The sequence below is a fragment of the Sedimentibacter sp. genome (assembly GCF_032080165.1).
In the GTDB taxonomy this organism is placed as follows: domain Bacteria; phylum Bacillota; class Clostridia; order Tissierellales; family Sedimentibacteraceae; genus Sedimentibacter.
Genome location: NZ_DAMASY010000010.1, coordinates 93,282 through 111,828, shown reverse-complemented (window position 1 = coordinate 111,828; position 18,547 = coordinate 93,282). Strand labels below are relative to the sequence as shown.

At 33.2% G+C, this 18,547-nt stretch carries 18 protein-coding genes; 4 read left to right on the top strand and 14 right to left on the bottom strand.

Going from position 1 to position 18,547, the window contains the following annotated elements; translation table 11 throughout:
• Positions 1 to 56: 56 nt before the first annotated feature.
• Positions 57 to 1,433 (top strand): radical SAM protein, encoded by a 1,377-nt coding sequence (locus RT412_RS13500; RefSeq protein ID WP_313344183.1) that lies wholly within the window; start codon positions 57 to 59, stop codon positions 1,431 to 1,433.
• A gap of 122 nt (positions 1,434 to 1,555) precedes the next feature.
• Here the strand turns inward: RT412_RS13500 and RT412_RS13495 are convergent, their stop codons facing one another.
• The 6 genes from RT412_RS13495 to RT412_RS13470 form a co-directional block, all read right to left on the bottom strand.
• On the bottom strand, positions 1,556 to 2,038 hold the full coding sequence (locus RT412_RS13495) for a universal stress protein (RefSeq protein ID WP_313343910.1): 483 nt from the start codon (positions 2,036 to 2,038) through the stop codon (positions 1,556 to 1,558).
• Positions 2,039 to 2,197: 159 nt separating this feature from the next.
• A complete protein-coding gene (locus RT412_RS13490; RefSeq protein ID WP_313370055.1) occupies positions 2,198 to 2,650 on the bottom strand; it encodes a hypothetical protein in 453 nt (150 codons plus the stop codon).
• A gap of 96 nt (positions 2,651 to 2,746) precedes the next feature.
• Positions 2,747 to 6,238, bottom strand: a complete 3,492-nt coding sequence (locus RT412_RS13485) for an AAA family ATPase (RefSeq protein ID WP_313343916.1) — start codon at positions 6,236 to 6,238, stop codon at positions 2,747 to 2,749.
• Positions 6,225 to 7,442, bottom strand: coding sequence for an exonuclease SbcCD subunit D (locus tag RT412_RS13480; protein ID WP_313343918.1), 1,218 nt, complete (start codon positions 7,440 to 7,442; stop codon positions 6,225 to 6,227). Before RT412_RS13480 ends, RT412_RS13485 begins: the two co-directional genes overlap by 14 nt.
• A gap of 21 nt (positions 7,443 to 7,463) precedes the next feature.
• Positions 7,464 to 9,311: an ABC transporter ATP-binding protein gene (locus tag RT412_RS13475; protein WP_313343920.1), complete on the bottom strand. Its 1,848-nt coding sequence runs from the start codon at positions 9,309 to 9,311 to the stop codon at positions 7,464 to 7,466.
• Positions 9,308 to 11,032: an ABC transporter ATP-binding protein gene (locus RT412_RS13470; protein WP_313413305.1), complete on the bottom strand. Its 1,725-nt coding sequence runs from the start codon at positions 11,030 to 11,032 to the stop codon at positions 9,308 to 9,310. The genes RT412_RS13475 and RT412_RS13470 overlap by 4 nt, the downstream gene beginning before the upstream one ends.
• A gap of 172 nt (positions 11,033 to 11,204) precedes the next feature.
• On the opposite strand from RT412_RS13470, the gene RT412_RS13465 reads away from it, so the two are divergent.
• Positions 11,205 to 11,414 carry an alpha/beta-type small acid-soluble spore protein gene (locus tag RT412_RS13465; protein WP_313343925.1) on the top strand — a complete coding sequence of 70 codons (210 nt, stop codon included), beginning with the start codon at positions 11,205 to 11,207 and terminating at the stop codon, positions 11,412 to 11,414.
• A gap of 21 nt (positions 11,415 to 11,435) precedes the next feature.
• On the opposite strand, the gene RT412_RS13460 is transcribed toward RT412_RS13465, so the two are convergent.
• The 7 genes from RT412_RS13460 to RT412_RS13430 form a co-directional block, all read right to left on the bottom strand.
• Positions 11,436 to 11,942 carry a GNAT family N-acetyltransferase gene (locus RT412_RS13460; protein ID WP_313343928.1) on the bottom strand — a complete coding sequence of 169 codons (507 nt, stop codon included), beginning with the start codon at positions 11,940 to 11,942 and terminating at the stop codon, positions 11,436 to 11,438.
• Positions 11,943 to 12,082: 140 nt separating this feature from the next.
• Complete coding sequence (locus RT412_RS13455) at positions 12,083 to 12,703, bottom strand: histidine phosphatase family protein (protein WP_313343931.1); 621 nt, start codon at positions 12,701 to 12,703, stop codon at positions 12,083 to 12,085.
• Between the two features lie 287 nt (positions 12,704 to 12,990).
• Complete coding sequence (locus RT412_RS13450) at positions 12,991 to 13,518, bottom strand: Uma2 family endonuclease (protein WP_313343934.1); 528 nt, start codon at positions 13,516 to 13,518, stop codon at positions 12,991 to 12,993.
• Between the two features lie 48 nt (positions 13,519 to 13,566).
• Positions 13,567 to 13,887 (bottom strand): putative heavy metal-binding protein, encoded by a 321-nt coding sequence (locus RT412_RS13445; RefSeq protein ID WP_313343937.1) that lies wholly within the window; start codon positions 13,885 to 13,887, stop codon positions 13,567 to 13,569.
• A 108-nt stretch (positions 13,888 to 13,995) separates the two neighbouring features.
• Complete coding sequence (locus RT412_RS13440) at positions 13,996 to 15,183, bottom strand: DHHA1 domain-containing protein (RefSeq protein WP_313343940.1); 1,188 nt, start codon at positions 15,181 to 15,183, stop codon at positions 13,996 to 13,998.
• A 118-nt stretch (positions 15,184 to 15,301) separates the two neighbouring features.
• Positions 15,302 to 15,952: an SdpI family protein gene (locus RT412_RS13435; protein WP_313343943.1), complete on the bottom strand. Its 651-nt coding sequence runs from the start codon at positions 15,950 to 15,952 to the stop codon at positions 15,302 to 15,304.
• Positions 15,953 to 16,219 carry an autorepressor SdpR family transcription factor gene (locus RT412_RS13430; RefSeq protein WP_313343946.1) on the bottom strand — a complete coding sequence of 89 codons (267 nt, stop codon included), beginning with the start codon at positions 16,217 to 16,219 and terminating at the stop codon, positions 15,953 to 15,955.
• A gap of 178 nt (positions 16,220 to 16,397) precedes the next feature.
• On the opposite strand from RT412_RS13430, the gene RT412_RS13425 reads away from it, so the two are divergent.
• Positions 16,398 to 17,423: an SPFH domain-containing protein gene (locus RT412_RS13425; protein ID WP_313343949.1), complete on the top strand. Its 1,026-nt coding sequence runs from the start codon at positions 16,398 to 16,400 to the stop codon at positions 17,421 to 17,423.
• Between the two features lie 10 nt (positions 17,424 to 17,433).
• Positions 17,434 to 17,613, top strand: coding sequence for an Arc family DNA-binding protein (locus RT412_RS13420; protein WP_313343952.1), 180 nt, complete (start codon positions 17,434 to 17,436; stop codon positions 17,611 to 17,613).
• A gap of 33 nt (positions 17,614 to 17,646) precedes the next feature.
• Here the strand turns inward: RT412_RS13420 and RT412_RS13415 are convergent, their stop codons facing one another.
• The gene (locus RT412_RS13415) at positions 17,647 to 18,135 is read right to left on the bottom strand and encodes a ferritin family protein (RefSeq protein ID WP_313343955.1); all 489 of its coding nucleotides are present in this window, start codon (positions 18,133 to 18,135) and stop codon (positions 17,647 to 17,649) included.
• Positions 18,136 to 18,547: the final 412 nt, after the last annotated feature.

Sequence of the window (18,547 nt, the reverse complement as noted above, 5' to 3'; positions counted from 1 at the left end):
TATTTATATCAGATATCGCCATTGTTGTTTAAAGGGAGGAGTTATATATGAGCGAAATGAGCATAATTGAAAATTTGCAGTCATACGGTTTGAAAAAGGTTCTTACATATTTAGATACCGACCCTGACAATAATATTCCAAAAATATTAGACTGGGTTGAGAAATTTGATAAGTACGGTGTTGTGAGCAAGCAGATGGATACCGTTAAAACGGTGCTAAGGGACAAGGATAGTAACTGGTATAAGTTTGTAAAAGACCTGTATACTGATATTGATTCCGATGTGAGAAAGAAAATGTTTGAAAATTTCATAATTAACGCTACAATCATCGGAGGAAGGCGTCAGGAAAAAGCAAGAGCTGAGAATGACTGCAACATTCCCTGGGCAATTTTAATGGACCCCACATCCGCGTGCAATTTGAAATGCATAGGTTGCTGGGCCGCCGATTACGGTCACAGGATGAATATGGATTTTGATACGTTGGACAATATTATAAAGCAGGGTAAAAAATTGGGAACCTATATGTATATTTATTCCGGCGGAGAGCCTCTTGTCCGTAAGGATGATATAATCAAGCTTTGTGAAAAACACAGTGATTGTGCCTTTCTGGCCTTCACAAATGCCACATTAATTGATGAGAAGTTTGCCGATGATATACTTATGGTTAAAAATTTCGTTCCTGCCATTAGCGTTGAAGGCTTTGAGGAAGAAACGGATTTCCGGCGAGGCAAGGGAGCCTACAAGGCAGTGACCAGGGCAATGGAAATATTGAAAAACAAAAATTTACCTTTTGGTATTTCCTGCTGCTATACGAGTCAAAATGCTGATGTAATAGGCAGTGAAAAATATATTGACGACATGATTGAAAAGGGCGCTAAATTTGCATGGTTTTTCACCTATATTCCGGTTGGAAACGATGCTGCTACGGAGTTACTGGCAACGGCGGAGCAGCGTGAATACATGTATCATCAGGTAAGGAGATTCAGAAATACCAAACCAATATTCACACTGGATTTCTGGAATGACGGGGAGTATGTGAACGGATGTATAGCGGGAGGCAAATGCTACCTGCACATTAACGCCAATGGGGACATTGAACCTTGTGCCTTCATACATTATTCCGACACAAATATTCACGAAAGCACTTTACTTCAGGCATATAAAAATCCTTTATTTATGCAGTATAGGCAAAATCAACCCTTCAACAGCAACCTGCTTAAGCCTTGTCCGCTTTTGGATAACCCCGGGTGTCTTACCGAAATAGTTGAAAAATCGGGAGCAATATCCACGGATATGCAAAGTCCCGAAAATGTCAGGGATTTAAGCACCAAATGCTTCCGTGCGGCAATGGGATGGGCACCGTTTGCAGACAAACTGTGGGAAGAGTCACACGGCAGTTCCGGATGCGGCTGCTGTTCTGAATCGCAGAATTAAGGGAAAACTAATAGGGACTGATTCCTATACAATGTTAGGATTCAATCCCTATTAGTCGCTTAATTAAATATGTCTAACCTTTTTGGATCAGATCATTTTAGGTGGGGCAGATTGTTTAAGATTTATGGTTCAAAAGCACTTCTTATTACTAAGACAGGGCTTGTAGCTTCTGCTATTACTCTTTGAGTAACAGAGCCGACAAATATTCTTTTAATTTTAGAAAATCCTCTGTTTCCCATGACTATAAGATCAAAATTACCGTTTTTAGCCTGCTCTACTATTTTTAAATACGGTTCTCCTACCAACACCTCTGTTTCTACTCTAATCCCGTTAAAATCAAGGCGTGATATTATCTGGCTTAAAAGCTTTTCAGAACTTTCAACATAATTGTTTTCCAATTTCTTTTCTAATTCTTCATTGATTATTATTGAGCCATCTACTGCACTCCATAAATTTTCATTTCTGTCTTTCTTTTTATTTTCTGATGATTTTACCACAGATATTAGTTTTATATACGAGTTATTATTTCTTGCTATCTCAATAGCCTTTTTTACAGCAGCAATTGATGCATTAGAACCATCAACCGGAACCAATAACCTTTTCATGTGTATCCCTCCTCTTTTTATAATTATATCCAAATAAGCGATACTTAAACACAATAAAGCACTCTTTCGAGTGCACAGATTAACAATCATAAAGATGATAGGACTGCTGAAAAATCTTTTTCGACAGCCTACCACCTTTATGACAATTTACTGTGAATCTTATTCAATAACAGGCTTTGCAAGATGTTTAAATACAATTCTCACTATATTATATATTGCTATTGTTATTACAACCCACTCTACAAGGAATAGCCAAAAGTAACCTAATTCAGCCATATACAGCTTAATTCCCGTATATATTGAACCTAAAGCCGTTAACCCGTAAACTGATTCGTTATTAAATTGTTTTTTCTTTGCAATAAATATGTATAATAAAGCTAAAACAAACCATATTACATAATCTCTTATCAATAAAAGTACATATTTTATTTCATTCAAATTCATTGAATCGCTTAGAAGACCAAATATTATGTCTATTATCCAAAATGTTGTTATTATTATGAAAACAAATAATCCTATAGTTAATATATTATTTATCGATTCTTCTTTGTTTAAAGGTTTTAATAATTTACCGGATAGCTTATTGAATAACTTGGTTTTAAACCTTCTCATTAAAATCCCCCTAATCATATATAAAATTTTGTCCTTATATAAATATATATTTAATAAGCAATATATATGACTAAATACGATTTTTTTTTAAGCAGTCTAATTAATTTCTATTTTTACCTTACTTCCACCCATGCCTGCTTCGGCAGGAGTTACAATAAGCTTCAGAGGCACTCTGTCCTTAATAGATTCAACGTGACTGATGATACCCACGGAAAGTTTATCGTTATGGATTTTTTCGAGTGAATCCATAACCACTTCTAACAGATTGTCATCAAGTGTTCCAAAGCCCTCATCTAAGAAAAACAGTTCAAGAGGTGCCGTGCCCTTTAACTGAATTTGAGAAGAAAGAGCAAGTGCAAGAGCTAATGATGCAACGAAGGTTTCTCCTCCCGAAAGTGTTGACGCATCTCTCTGAGCTCCACCATTCTTATAATCCCTGATAAGAAACTTACTGTCCTGATCAACCTCTAAGCCGTATGTCCCGCCGGTAATTTCTTTTAATCTCTTTCCCGCTTCTATAGATACGTATTTAAGCTGATTGGCAGCTACAAATTCAACGAACTTTTTTCCTCTGAATAATTTCTCTAAATCCCTTAAAAGACCTAATCTGTGGGATAAATCATTTTTGCTTTTTTCCATCTTTTTTTTGTAAACTAATTCTTCAGCCGCTTTTTTAGCTTCAGCTTCGAGTGTTACTCTTTTTTCTTTTAAGTTATCTAAAATTGCAGCTTTTCCGATTTTTATATTTTGAATATTGTCCCACTGCTCTTCCGTTAGAGTTCTACCCTTAAGCTTATTTTTCAAGTTTATAGATGCACCCCTTATTTGTGCTAAGGAATTAAGATAATCATCAATTTGCTTTTTAAAATTCGCTAAATCTATTTTTGAAATATAGTTAATTTTGGCTTCTTCAGCATCTATTAATCCTTCTTCCTCCAAGACATTTTTAAGCAAGCTGCTATCATTTTCGCATCTTTCCTTTAAGCTTATATGTCTTCCTTGTGCTGACATTATTTCATTGTTGCAATCATTAAACTGTTTTTCAGCATCTATTTTGCTTTTCTCAAGATTTTCATATTCTTCTGTTATCTGATTAATCAAATTAAATATCTGTTCCTTTGCACCTTCTAAATCCTCAATATTATCGGACTTATTTTTTATACTTTCCTTCTTTTCATTGATACTTTTATTTTTCTCGTTAATTGTTGTATACATTTCTTTTAAAAGTATTTTAAGTTCATTCGATTTATTTACTGATTTATCCTTTAATTCAAGCTCCCTTTTTAAGCTCTCCCGATGCTTCTTTATTTCCTTTTCAAGCAGGCTTCGTTCATTTTCCTTGTTGTTAATTTCTTCTTTGGCTTTTACAAAATCATCAACTCGAAGCTCGGCTTTAACTTTATTCAGCTCTTTTTCCTTTTCCTTGACTTCACTATTTTTAAGATTAAGTTCGTCTGTAAGCTTTTTTAGCTGACTTTTATTATGAGACAGGGAGCTTATTATTTTATTGTACTTTAAAAGCAATTCGCTTTTTTCTTCCGACAAAGCTTTTATGCTTTTCTCAAGCTTTGATTTATCGTCATTGTACTTATTAACTTCTACGATTTGTCTTTGGAAATCATTTTTCAAATCAACTAAAGATATTTTTTTATAATCTTCACCTAACTCATCTAATTTAGCTTCATTTTGTTTTACAGTATTTTCTTCTGTATGCAAATTAGTTTGTACTTTGATTATTTCTGCTGATAATTTCTTGGTTTTTTCTTCTTTATCATTTAAGCTGTTCCTGTATGCTTCGACATCAAAATCTGATTTTACTGATTTAATATTTTCATGGTGATGATTCGTTGAGCCGCACACAGGACATATTTCTCCTTCAGAAAGCTCTTCTCTCAATCTGTGAGCAAGATTTTCCGTTTCATGTTTTTTTAATACATCCTTTAATAAAGCTATTTCTTCATTTAGATCAAAAGCTTCTTCTTCCTTTGTTTTTAATTCAATTTTCAATACTTCAGCGTTATTTTTAGCTTTATTGATTAATTCACTGAATTCATTATGCTTTTCCCATTTATTTTTTGCGTTGTCTAAGTTTTCTTTTAATTTTAATAACGTATTTTGATCTCCGGGGCAATTTTCAATCAAATTATTTAATAATGCTTCATTGCTTTGTAAGGATGTGTCATTATCGTTTAATTCCTTTGAACATATTTCGCTTAAAGCTACTTCCTCATTAAGCATCTTATTTATTTCTTTTATTTCTTTACTTATTTTATTTATTTGACCGATTAAATTGTCATACGAATTTATAAGTAGAAAACCAATATTAACTTTATCTTTAAATTCTTCGGCAACCTTCAGCTGCTCGAATTTATTTTCCTTACAGCTGATATTGTCATTTAAAATTAAAATATTATTTTCACTTCTTAATATTTTGTTATTAATATCTTTTATTTCTTCTTCTGTTTTATTTTTAGATTCTTCAAGCTGAAGTTTTTCTGTAATTAAATTTTTTAAGACACCTTTTTCTTCTATTGCATCAAGAATTTTCTGCTCCTTTACCTTAAGAGCAGGTAAGTTTGTATCTTTTTTATTCTTTGCTTCAACAAATAATTTTTCAATACTGCTTTTATGATTTTCGATTAATACTGCTTTTTCTTTCAGTTCTGATACTGTTTTAGAAACTTCTTCAATTTGTTTAAGTGTATTTTCATAAGATTCAATATATGGCTTAACCTTAAGTGAGCTTTCGCCTTTAATGACCTTGCTGTTTAGCTCTTTAATTTCATTTTCCTGTTCTTTTAAGGATTTTTCCTTCTCATCAATCGATATCAGTTCTTTTTGTAAATCCCATACTTCCTTGCCTTCGTTATATTCTTTTTCAACTGATATCAATTCCGCAGAAAGTTTTTCAATTTGTATTTTTGTTTCCTTAAGCAGCTTTTCTGTATTTCCTAAAATTTCGGTGCTTACATTCTCATAGCCCTTTAATTCTCCCTCCAAGACGTTCAATTTTTGTACTTCCCTGCCAATGTTTAAAGAAAGTTTGTTAGAAAGCCGATCACCGTATTTTTGAAGATTAAACAGCCTCTCAAGCATGTCCCTTCTTTCCTTGCCTTGAAGCTTCAAAAACTCACTGAAATTACCCTGGGGAAGAACCACCGTCCTCGTAAAATCGTCTACCTCCAAGCCGATAATTTCCCTGCATTTGTGGTCTACCTGTCTTACTCTGTCCTCTAAGACGGTTTCATCTGAAGTAATGTCAACAATTTTTGCTGTCCTCGTCTTTATACTTCCTGATTTATCTCTTTTAAATTCTCTTTCAACTCTATAGCGTTTTGCATCCTTTTCGGTTATCTGGAATTCAAAGCAAACATTCATAGTATCGCAGTTAATGTTCATAAAATTGGAGCTGTCTCTTGGTACACAACCGTATAAGCTAAGTATGATACCGTCAAGTATGGTCGATTTGCCACTGCCGGTAGGTCCGAAAATACCGAATAATCCTCTTTCGGTTAATCTTTCAAAATTAACCTCCTGTAATTCGATAAAACTGTTAAGTCCTTTTATCTTAAGATTAAGCGGTTTCATTTTCGGATTCCTCCTCATTTAATATTGATAACAATATGTCTACTACCTCGTCATCCGGCTCAACATTTCTTTCCTTGATATAAAAATCCCTGAATATTTCTTCAAATGATTTTTCTGTATTAAGCTCAATTTCTTCAATTTCGACTCCTGTTATCTTAGGAGTAATTTCAAGGATATCTTTCTTTATCCCCTTCATTATTTTTATTTCATCTTCTCTCAAATATCTGTCAGTAGTAATTTCAAGGTAGACCCAACAATTCTTGTCCTTGTTTTCCTCACACATATCTATTGCCTTTTCAATGCTTTCGCATTTCCAAATTTCAATTGGCTTATAGATTTTAAATTCTAATTCCTCTATATTGCATTCTTTTCCTGCATGCACATTTAGGACATAGCACTTCTTTTTAAAGCTTATTTCTTTCTTATTGTAATGAATCGGTGAACCGGCATATCTTGCTTTTTTGTTTGTTCCCGGCACAATCTGAGGCTTATGTATATGACCTAATGCAATGTACTGGGCTTTTTCCGGGAAGCAGCTGCCATCAACAATTATGCTTCCTCCAAGCTGTGCATTTCTCTCAGAGCCGGCTTCTTCGCTTCCCATTGCAAACAAATGTGACACTGCTATGTTTATAGTGTCATCCCTGTATTTTTCGCTGAGCGAAGAAAATAAAAGCTTTATTCTGTCACCATATGACTTTACTCTTTCTTCTTCATTATCCATTGCAGCGTAAAGCACTTCGTTTAACCTTTTTTCACTTGGATACGGAACAGTAATTATAACTGCTCTTTCTCCGTTGATTTCTATCTCCACATAACCTTCACCCGCATCAATCACGCGATGTTTGCCGTATTCGCCTGTATCGGCTACAGATTTTGGTGTGCCAAGCATTATAATTCCGTGATCTCTGGCAAGAGGTCCTGCCGCAACTAATCGCTCAGGGCTGTCATGATTTCCCGCTATTACCAAAGTGAGCCTTTCTCCGTCAGCCGAAAGTTTTTTCAATGTGTCGTAAAACATCTTTTCAGCTCTTGCAGGAGGGTTTGCACTGTCATAAACGTCTCCGGCTATTATAACCATATCTATATTGTTTTCTTTTACTATTTCTATAAAGTCATTTAAAAAGCTTTCCTGCTCGTCCATTCTGCTGATGCCTTCCAAGCTCTTGCCCAAATGCCAGTCCGAAGTGTGCAATATTCGCATTTGCGTCCTCCTTGTATAACTCTACTCTAACTCAACATCACCCATATTAAGCTCGTAATATCTGCCTTTTTGTTTCATCAAATCATCGTGATCTCCTCTTTCGATTATTTCGCCATGCTCCAGCACCATAATCGCATTCGAGTCACGAACAGTTGACAACCTGTGGGCTATAACAAAGGTTGTTCTTCCTTCCATTAATTTATCCATTCCCTCAGAAATTAATCTTTCAGTCCTTGTATCAACTGATGATGTTGCTTCGTCCAATATCAATATTGTAGGGTCGGCTACTGCTGCTCTTGCTATTGAAAGAAGCTGTCTTTCTCCCTGCGATAAATTCTGACCGTCGGCAGTAAGCACAGTATTATAACCATCAGGCAGATTCTTTATAAAATAATGAGCATTTGCAAGCTTGGCAGCTGCTTTTACCTCTTCGTCAGTCGCATCTAACCTGCCGTATCGTATATTATCTGCAACAGTTCCTTCAAACAAATGAACATCCTGCAATACTATACTCATTGTACTTCTCAAATCAAATTTATTAATTCTTTTTATATCTATGCCGTCATAAAGAATTTCTCCGTCACTAATTTCATAAAACCTGTTTATTAAATTAGTAATTGTAGTCTTACCTGCCCCGGTAGAACCTACAAAAGCAATTTTCTGACCAGGCTTAGCATATAAATTAATATTTTTCAAAATCTTTTTATCATGTATGTATCCAAAGTCGACATTTTTAAATGTTATATACCCTTTTAAAGGTAGCTTTTCAGATTCACCGTCCTCATTCGGAACAATCCAACAAAGATTATTGTCTCCATCACAATCTGCATGTAATCTTACATCCCCCGCATCTATTTCAGGTATTTCATCCAATACATTGAATATTCTTTCAGCTCCTGCCAAAGCAGCAAACAGGGTGTTCAGTTGATTTGATACCATGGTAATAGGTCTTGAAATCGTCCTTGTATATTGTAAAAATGATGCAATATTTCCAACGCTGAACCTGTTAAGTATTACCATGTATGCTCCGAGCATTGATATAATCGCATACAATACAAATGACAGATTTCCCATAATAGGCATCATCATTACACCGTAAGCAGATGCACGAGTACCTGCAATTCTTAAATCCTCATTCCTTTGATTAAAATTATTTATAACATGCTCCTCATAGTTAAATACCTTAACCACTTTCTGACCGGTCATTATTTCTTCTATATATCCATTCATTCCGCCCAGGCTTGCCTGTTGATAACGGAAATTACTTGATGATTTTTGACCTATTATTCTGATTGCCAAAAACATTACTCCAAGCATTGCAACAACAACCATTGTCATCAGAGGACTTAAAATCATCATCATTATAAAAGTACCCACAACAGTTATAAATGACATAATGATTTGTGAAGAGCTTTGCTCCAATGACTGATTAAGCATATCAACGTCATTTGTAAATGTCGACATTAAATCACCGTGAGTGTGTTTGTCAAAGAAGGAAACAGGAAGCTGTTCCATTTTTGAGAACATTTCTTCACGTATTCTGTGCACGGTTTTTTGAGCTAACTTAGCCATAGACAGATTTCCAACATATTGAGATACCGCTATAGCTATAGCCAATAAAATCATAATAGCTATATACATCAGAAATTTAGCCATTACAAAATCGCCGATCAAAGTATCAATAACAGGGCTTAGCATACCATTTATAGCTATTTCAGCCGCTGAACCAAGTATAATAAATAAAATTCCCGTAAAAAACAATAATTTATTATATTTAAAATAACTGAACAATCTAATTAGTGTTTTTTTAGGATCGGTTGGTCTAAGCTTGCCTGCAGCTTTACCGGATGAACTCTTCATTGCTCTCATAGACCTACCACTCCTTTCAGCTGTGATTCATATATTTCTTTATATATCATAGAAGTTTTCATTAACGCATCGTGTTTTCCAATTGATTCTACTTTTCCTTCATTCATAACTACAATTCTGTCGGCATGCTGTATAGATGAAATTCGCTGGGCTATTATGATTGTCGTAACATTACCAAGCTCAGCTTTAAAGCTTCTTTGGATTTTAGCGTCTGTTGCCACATCAACAGCACTCGTAGAATCATCCAGTATAATTATTTTAGGAGCTTTTAACAATGCCCTTGCAATAGTCAATCTTTGTTTTTGACCTCCTGAAAAATTATCTCCGCCTTGTTCAACCTTGTGGTCTAATCCGTCATTGTACTTAGAAACAAACTCCCATGCCTGGGATTGCTTCAATGCATTTATAATTTGTTCGTCAGAGGCACTTTCATTTCCCCACTGCATATTTTCCCTGATAGTTCCGGAAAACAATACATTTTTTTGAAGCACAAATGCAATATTGTCTCTCAGTGTTTTTATATCGTAATTTCTTACATCAACACCGCTTATCTTAACTTCTCCCTCTGTCACATCATATAATCTGGGGATTAGCTGAACCAATGTAGACTTGGAAGAGCCGGTAGAACCGATGATTCCGATTACTTCTCCTGACTTTATATTCAAATTAATATCCTGTAAGGTTTTTTCCGCACTGCTTGGATATTTAAAACTTACATTATTAAAACTGATTGAACCATCCGAAACTTCCGAAACAGGATTTTCAATCTCAATAATTTCCGAATTTGTATTAAGTACTTCAACTATTCTGTTTACTGAAGCTGCTCCCCTCATCAGCTGCATGAAAAAGAATGACAGCATCATCAACGACATTAATATTTGAGTAATATATGTTATGAAGGATATTAAATCACCGCTTCCCATATTTCCTGCAACTATTTGTTTTCCTCCAAACCATAATACCGAAATTATAGTTGAGTAAATAATTATTGTTAATGCAGGCATAAAGAAAATAATTATGGATACCGCTTTTAATGCAGTGTTTCTTAATGCATCATTTCTGTCTTTAAACTTTGCTTCTTCAAACTTCTGTCTGTTAAAGGATTTAACCACTCTGATTCCTACAAGATTTTCTTGAATAATTCCGTTAACTTTGTCTACCCGGGTTTGCATTTGTAAAAATAAAGGTCTTGCCTTTGACAAAATCACAGTCAGCAAAATTACGGTAACCGGTATTGCAACCATAAAAACCTTAGCCAATGGCGCATTTATTCTCAGCGCCATAATAAGCGCAAAAATCATCATAAACGGAGCTCTTACCGCCATTCGTAAACTCATCATAACTACCTGTCCTAAGGTGTTACAGTCATTTGTCAATCGTGTTATAAGTGATGATACGGAGAATTTATCTAAGTTAGCAAAAGAAAAGCCTTGAACCTTTTTAAACAGTTCCTTTCTTACTTCAGCTGCAAAACCAAAACCTGCTTTAGCTCCAAAATGAGAGCTTATAACGCCTAATACAATACCGAAAACTGCTGCCGAAATCATTATTAATCCAATTCTTACTATGTAATTTATATCATTGTTAACAATTCCAACGTCCACTATCCTTGACATCAGATATGGAATTATAATATCTGCTAACACTTCCAAAATCATTAAAATCGGGCATAATATTGCATAGAATAAATATTTTTTCATAAAGGGCAAAATTTCTTTCAATCTATCACATCCTGTCTATTAACTCTAAATTTCTTTTTTATTATATCATAAGCAATAAATTTAAGCAGTATTAAATATTATCTTACTTAAATATTAATTTAAGCTTAATATTATCTTTTTTGAATTAATTATTTAAATTATCAAATAATATCCCATAAAAGGAAGTGATAATATGTCAGAAAACAAAAAAAGAATAGTTCCATCCCAAGAAGCTAAAATTGCATTGGACCAAATGAAGGCAGAATATGCAAGAGAGTTAGCCATTGCAAATCCGCAAACCGAGAACCGCGGTAATCTTACCTCAAGACAGAACGGGTACGTAGGTGGATATCTTGAAAGTGATAAAAAGGTAAAAAAAATAGACCATATAGTATTAGAGTAAAAAAGTTGCGTTGCAACTTTTTTACTCTAATATTTTTGCCATATACAGTTCGTCGTAATATTTCCCATTCATAAATGTTGACTTTTCTCTTATACCTTCTACCTTAAATCCGAATTTTTTATATAAGTTCACTGCTCTTATGTTATCTCTTATTACCGTTAATTCTAACCTTTTTATATTATTTTCAATTGCCCGGTCAAATATATTCTGAAAAAATAAAGAGCCTATACCCTTGCCGCAATAATCCTCAAGTATACCTATAACAATGGTAGCAACATGTTTTGTCCTGATAAATTTCTCTCTTACAGCAATAGCATAACCAACTATATTTCTTTCATCTTTTGCAATATAACAAATATCTCCGTTATTTATAATGGCTTTAATATTGTTTAAAATTACATCTTTATTGATATTTCTTTCGCCCTTTTCAACAAGCATGTATTCCGCTTCATTATCAAGCTTAGATAAAAACTCACAGAATTCATTAACATCTTCTCTTTTTCTATCTCGAATCTCTATTTTTTCCAATTAAATCTTCCTTTCTAAATATATTAAAAAACTTATTTTAATGCAGTATTCAATTATTGCTTAGTAAACTCAGCAAATATATACAACGGAATATACGGGATTTTTTTTAATTGCAGTATATCTTTTATTTCTATTTACAATCACCTCAAAATCAAATCCTCTAAATGTCCGGTATCATTAATACACTTCACAATTTGTTTATTATTTTTGATATCATAATTTACAACGCTAATGCTGCAATTATCAATCTGCATGCCAAATCTCTTGTACTGCTCCAACCCTAAAATTTCACATAACAGTATTGAAATCGTTCCCCCGGAAGTAACTATAGCAACGTTCTTATATTGTCGCTTTTTTATGTCGTCAATTACTTTCATTACTCTTTTACTGACATCCTTACCGCATTCTCCGTTCGGATAAGACAAATCTGCCAAATGCTTATGCCACTCTGTTGCATAAGCTTCGTTGTTTATATACCTTTCTTCCATAGACAATATATCCCATGTACCCATATTAATTTCTCTTAACTCTTCTTTAAGAATAATCTCTGTGTTGGTATAAGTATTTATTATTTTAGATGTTTCAATAACTCGTCCTAAATCACTCGAATATATAATATCTATATGATATTTCTGTATTCTCTTACCTAATAATTCAGCTTGTTTTTTTCCAAATTCATTTAGTTCTCTGTCAATATCTCCCTGAAATATTCCGTCTCTGTTAATATTAGTTTGTCCATGTCTTAATAAATAAATATTCATAATCCACCCATCAATTATCATTTTAATACTTTAATTCTACTAATTTACATTGAAAACTGCAATTAGTTGCGGCGGTATATTAACTTGTGAAAATATTTATGAAGGTAAGACTCAACAAATCTATTGGATTGACCTCTGCTAATAAGCATTTTCTCATTTCATATTGTAATTTATTTCCAACGTAAATTAATTTTATTCATTAAGCAGATGACCCAAATCTCTGATTTAGTGTCTGTCGCTTATATTGTAAGTGCAAAAAAAGCCCGTCATAAACGAGCTAATGTTAATCAAAATACATCTGTTAATTTTAATTCTAATCCATCGAATAATTCAGACTTAGCTATTTCTGTTTCATCATATACTGTTACATTTCTTTCCTTAAAGTTGTGTATTGTAACAGTTTTCCCTTTAGGAGAAATTATCCAATATTCATTAACTCCGGATACCTCATATTTATAAAGCTTCGTGAATAAGTCCGTATGAGTTGTTGAGGGGCTTAATATTTCTAAAACAATCGTTGGAGCACCATTATATCTTTGTTCCGAAAAATTAGAATCTTCACAAATTACTGAAATATCAGGAACAAGAATATCTTCCTTCAGTTTTACCTCAATTTCCTGTAATGGTTCACATTTTGTACTATCAAAATAATCTCCAAATTTTCTAATTATTTTACCTGAAATTCTTTGATGTTCAATATTTGGTTTTGACATACAAACTATGCCATCAATCAGTTCATAAATGAATCCATCTTTAAAATCAATTTTATAAAATTCATTTATTGTTATGTATTTTTTATCTTGAATTTCAGACATAATTTAATCCCACCCTTCTTTAACACAATTATAGCATATTTTTATATTTTATTCAACCACAACTGCTGTTCCGGATGCAATAATCATCAGCATGTTGTTGGCACTTCCCAATACTTCGTAGTCTACGTCTACTCCTACAACTGCATTGGCACCCATCTGCATCGCCCTGTTTTTCATTTCTTCGATAGCATTTTCTCTGCCCTCTATAAGTTCTCCTTCGTAGGAATTTGACCTTCCTCCGAAAAAGTTAGTAAGTCCCGCAGCAAAATCCTTTACAAAATCTACTCCCGAAACTACCTCTCCAAATACTATACCTCTGTACTCTATAATTCTTTTTCCTTCTAAAGTTGGTGTTGTAGATACTATCATTGTAACCTCCATTTTTTATTATTAAATTTTATGTCAGCAACCCCGTCCCCGCGACATGTCAGCAACCCCGTCCCCGCGACACGTCCCCGCGACACCTGGACACTTTTGTCAGTTAAAAAGGATGCTTTTAGCTGATTCTATGCATTCTTCACCTTTTAAAGCAGTTCCCTGCCCCTGCAGTAAGTAGTTGTTTCCTCCACCCTTGGCGTTAATTATGCCTTTGCATTTTTCAAATACTTCTTTTAAATCAAGTTTTAAGTTTTTTGACTGACCCATAACTAAATTACAGGTGTTATCTTTTTCTGAAACCAATATGGACACATAATTTTCGTCTTCGGTTATTTTAGAACAGATATATCTTAAATCTTTTATATCACTATTATATTTAGCAAAAATAAATTTAATATTATCTTTTATTGCAGCATTATTTTTTAATTCTTCTGCCTTGTATTCATTAAGCTCATTTGCTAATATGTTGTAATCCTTTTTAATCATTTTATTTTCTGCCAATAATTTTTCTATATTATCTAAAAGCATATCCGTTCTGCAGGTAAGCATGGATGATAGCTTCGTTAACTCGTGATTCTTATTTATATAATCATTCAAGCCCCTATTTCCGCATAAGAACTCTACTCTTGTTCCTGCTTTATATTTTTCAGTTTTTACTACTTTTATCATGCCTACTTCACCTGTATTTTTAACATGAGTTCCTCCGCAGGCAACCGAATCATAGCCTTCAACAGATATTATTCTTAAATTATCTAATTCAGGAGGCAGCTTTCTCAAATTTAATTTTTGTGTTTCTTCATAATTGTATATATCAGCTGTTATAGGTTTATTTTCGTAAATTATTTTATTGCTTAATAATTCAGCTTCCACAATCATGTCCTCTGTCAACACTTTGTCGATATCTATAGTTGTATAGGTATCACTTAAGTGAAATCCCACTGTCTTGCCGTCACAAAGCTTTGCAAAGGAATATGATAGTATATGCTGCCCTGAATGCTGCTGCATGTAGTCGAATCTCGTTTCATAATCTATGGAAAGTGAAACCCTTCCGTTCAAGGGCTCATGAAGCATATGTATTATTTCTTCGCCTTGTTCCTGTACATCGAATACCTCTATTCCATTTATTGTCCCTTTGTCCTTCGGCTGCCCGCCGGACATATGAGGATAAAATATGGTTTTGTCTAAAATCACTTCATAATAGTCACCTTTTTGAATACAGCTGACAACCTCTGCTTCCATGGATGTCAGATATGAATCTTCTCTGTATATTTTTTCGCTTGTTTTCAAAATATTTCTCCAATCATTTGTTCTTTAATAGATATTCTATCAGATTTTTATATAAAATAGAATAATAAAAATTAAAGCCATGTAAATTTTACATGACTTTAGGTTGATAAATTTCGTCTTATTTATGTTTGTTTTTATAAATTACATATGAATAAACTAAAGGAACTATTACTAATACAGCGACAACCGTAAAAAACAATACCGCTTTAAGCTGTGCCGGCAGTATAGCTGAAACCATCATCAATATACCGCCTATAAACCATAGCTTTCCTCCCAGCCTGTGGGTTTTATACCAAACATCACTGTCTGAAATAGTCCAGCTCGTACGTATGCCTGCATAGAAATTTTGTTTAAACTTAGGCATCATATTACCTATTACAGTAAATAATAGACCAACCCCTAATGGCATAATAGCATTGATATTAAATATTTTCATGTTCAAACTGAATGCTATGGTATATAATTCAATCACCAGCATTAACAACGAAACTAAAAAGAATGTTAAATAATATTGCTTATTAAATTTTTTATATGCACTTTTCTTAGGATCAATATTCTTTACAACTTCTGCCAAAATAATCATCATTAAATTAATTGCGGGTGTTAAAAAAATACTGATTCTACTTGCATAATTGTCTACATTTCCGGCTACATCAAAATGAATAGGTATCATATCCGGTAAGTAGCCATATGAAATAATCGCTATTAAAAGTGATACAACAAATACTATCCATAATTTAAAATTATCTTGATTAAATATTTTATTCATTTATTTTTCCTCCTTTAATGAAACAAGCCATGACAAAATTTCTTCTACCACAGATAAATTGAGCTCATAATAAATATACTTCCCTTGTTTATCATCTGTAACCAAGCCCGCATTCTTTAATATAGATAAGTGGTGAGAAATAGATGCTCCCGTCATCTGAAATTTATCAACTATTTCACCTGCCGTTAATTTTCCATCTCTCAATAATTCAATAATTTGACGCCTCGTTGGATCTGACAATGCCTTAAAACTGTCTTGAAAACTCATTTATGAATCACCGTCCTTTTTTCATTTAGATGTTTATCTAAATATCTAAATATAGAATACCATTAAATTATCAATTTTGTCAATATAATTTTTCAAACAGTTGACAAATGTAAATAATATGAATATAATATAAATATGATATCAAATTAATATCATAATCATAAATGAGGTGGTTAATATGTCAGAATTAAACAAACAAGCTCTTCATAATGAAGAAATAATTCCAAAATCAGAAAACGGAATGATAGTATTAATATCTAATATAGTACTTATGATAGCTGCAATTGCTTTACTTATTTTTAGTATTATCTATTTAAACAGACCTGAAAAAACGACTTTTATCGGTATAACTTTTTTAATTATCGGAGCATTGTATGCCTTTTTAGCAGGACCTATAATTTTCGGTGGTCTTAAAATTTTAAAACCCAACGAAGCACTTGTTCTAACCTTATTTGGCAAATATTACGGAACATTGAAGGGTGAAGGATTTTATTTCGTTAATCCCTTCGTATCTGCAGTAAATAACGGCTCACCAAAGGCAAATACTGCTGCAATTTCAGTTGATGCATCTATACGTGATAAAAATATAAAGGATGTGAATGTACAACTTCCGAATAAAAAAATCTCGTTAAAAGCAATGACTTTAAACAATGATAAACAAAAGATAAATGATGCATTGGGCAATCCTATAATTATTGGTATAGTAGTTGTTTGGAAGGTTGTTAACACTGCAAAGGCAGTTTTTAACGTAGATAATTACACTGAATTTTTATCCATCCAATGCGATTCAGCTTTGAGAAACATAGTAAGGTTATATCCATATGACACTTTTGGTGATGACAACGAAAAAACTCTTAGAGGAAGCAGCCAGGAAATTTCTAAAAAGCTTCAGGATGAAATACAATTAAAGGTAGAAATTGCCGGTTTAGAAATAATTGAAGCAAGAATAACGCACCTGTCATACGCTCCTGAAATTGCTGCGGCAATGCTGCAGAGGCAACAAGCATCAGCTATAATTGATGCAAGACAAATGATTGTTGAAGGAGCAGTAGGTATGGTTGAAATGGCTCTTGATAAACTTAATCAAAATGATATCGTCCAGCTTGATGAAGAAAGAAAGGCGGCAATGGTAAGTAATCTATTGGTTGTTCTATGTGGAAACAAAGATGCCCAGCCAATAGTAAATTCGGGATCTCTATATTAGGGTTATCGTTTTGGATAAAAAAGATAAAGAAAAGAAGCAATTACTTCTCAGATTATCACCTGCACTCTGGGAGGAGCTTGCCGCTTGGGCTGAGGATGATTTTCGCTCCATCAACGGACAAATCGAATATTTGCTGAATGAATGCGTAAAACATAGAAAGAGAACCAATAATAAAAAGAATACGGAATAAAAATCTGGGTATAATCCCCAGATTTTTTTACGCTTACATTCCCCTTCCAAACATAGGTTGGCTTTCTCTTTTTCTTTCAAGAACTTTTTGCAAATGTGACTTTTCTTCCTTTAATATAATTGCCATTTCCTCAGCAGCCATATCAGGGTATAATCTTTGCAATTCTGATACAAATAATACTGCATCTCTTTCAGCTTGCTCAGCGATTTCGAATATTTGTCTTCTGTCCCAAATCTTCTTTGCCTTTTCAATCAGTTCATTATCAAAAGGATTATTAGCTTCAATTAACAAGTCCATATACTTGGCATCGCTTTCTTCAAGTTCAATTTCAATGTTTTTCTCAAACCTTTTTAACAATGCATTGTAAATTTTTTCATGTTTTTCTTCATCTTGTGCCAAAAGCTCAAAAAACTTTTCACCAATTCTTGCCTCTTCAGCTATTGCTCTATAAAATTTGGTTGCTCCCGCTTCATTTTCTGCTATAGTTTTAAGTAAATTAGTTCCGTTCCATTTTACTGTCATATTACATTCTCCTTATAAATATTTATAGATTAAATACCCAACTTAGTAAAATTAAAACATAAAGAGCAGTAAATAACGAGATTGATTTTAAAATAACAAGATTGATTTTATATAAAAAATATAGTAAAATGTGGATACATATTAAATTACAGTTATGGAGGGCGCTATGGAAAAGCAATCGATTAAAAAAATTATTGCAAGCTTATTGACTATATGCATAATTACAGCTTTCCTCTTTTCTGTAATCTATATTAATTTACATGCATCTCATAGCTGCACAGAACATGTGTGCTCAACATGTGAAAATCTTAATTTTGTACATAAGATTTTAAAATATATAGGTATGTCAGTTAAGTCATTTTATGCAGCCTCTCTTAACTACATTTTAATTTTATTGTGCAACATTCTTTTC

Excerpts from the sequence above, each read along its gene's own strand:
- RT412_RS13445 (WP_313343937.1), bottom strand. The coding sequence starts at position 13,887 with ATGATAGTATCTACAACACCAACTTTAGAAGGAAAAAGAATTATAGAG.
- RT412_RS13475 (WP_313343920.1), bottom strand. The coding sequence starts at position 9,311 with ATGAGAGCAATGAAGAGTTCATCCGGTAAAGCTGCAGGCAAGCTTAGA.
- RT412_RS13415 (WP_313343955.1), bottom strand. The coding sequence starts at position 18,135 with ATGACAGTAAAATGGAACGGAACTAATTTACTTAAAACTATAGCAGAA.
- RT412_RS13450 (WP_313343934.1), bottom strand. The coding sequence starts at position 13,518 with ATGTCTGAAATTCAAGATAAAAAATACATAACAATAAATGAATTTTAT.
- RT412_RS13425 (WP_313343949.1), top strand. The coding sequence starts at position 16,398 with ATGTCAGAATTAAACAAACAAGCTCTTCATAATGAAGAAATAATTCCA.
- RT412_RS13465 (WP_313343925.1), top strand. The coding sequence starts at position 11,205 with ATGTCAGAAAACAAAAAAAGAATAGTTCCATCCCAAGAAGCTAAAATT.
- RT412_RS13480 (WP_313343918.1), bottom strand. The coding sequence starts at position 7,442 with ATGCGAATATTGCACACTTCGGACTGGCATTTGGGCAAGAGCTTGGAA.
- RT412_RS13430 (WP_313343946.1), bottom strand. The coding sequence starts at position 16,219 with ATGAGTTTTCAAGACAGTTTTAAGGCATTGTCAGATCCAACGAGGCGT.
- RT412_RS13485 (WP_313343916.1), bottom strand. The coding sequence starts at position 6,238 with ATGAAACCGCTTAATCTTAAGATAAAAGGACTTAACAGTTTTATCGAA.
- RT412_RS13490 (WP_313370055.1), bottom strand. The coding sequence starts at position 2,650 with ATGAGAAGGTTTAAAACCAAGTTATTCAATAAGCTATCCGGTAAATTA.
- RT412_RS13435 (WP_313343943.1), bottom strand. The coding sequence starts at position 15,952 with ATGAATAAAATATTTAATCAAGATAATTTTAAATTATGGATAGTATTT.
- RT412_RS13495 (WP_313343910.1), bottom strand. The coding sequence starts at position 2,038 with ATGAAAAGGTTATTGGTTCCGGTTGATGGTTCTAATGCATCAATTGCT.
- RT412_RS13455 (WP_313343931.1), bottom strand. The coding sequence starts at position 12,703 with ATGAATATTTATTTATTAAGACATGGACAAACTAATATTAACAGAGAC.
- RT412_RS13500 (WP_313344183.1), top strand. The coding sequence starts at position 57 with ATGAGCATAATTGAAAATTTGCAGTCATACGGTTTGAAAAAGGTTCTT.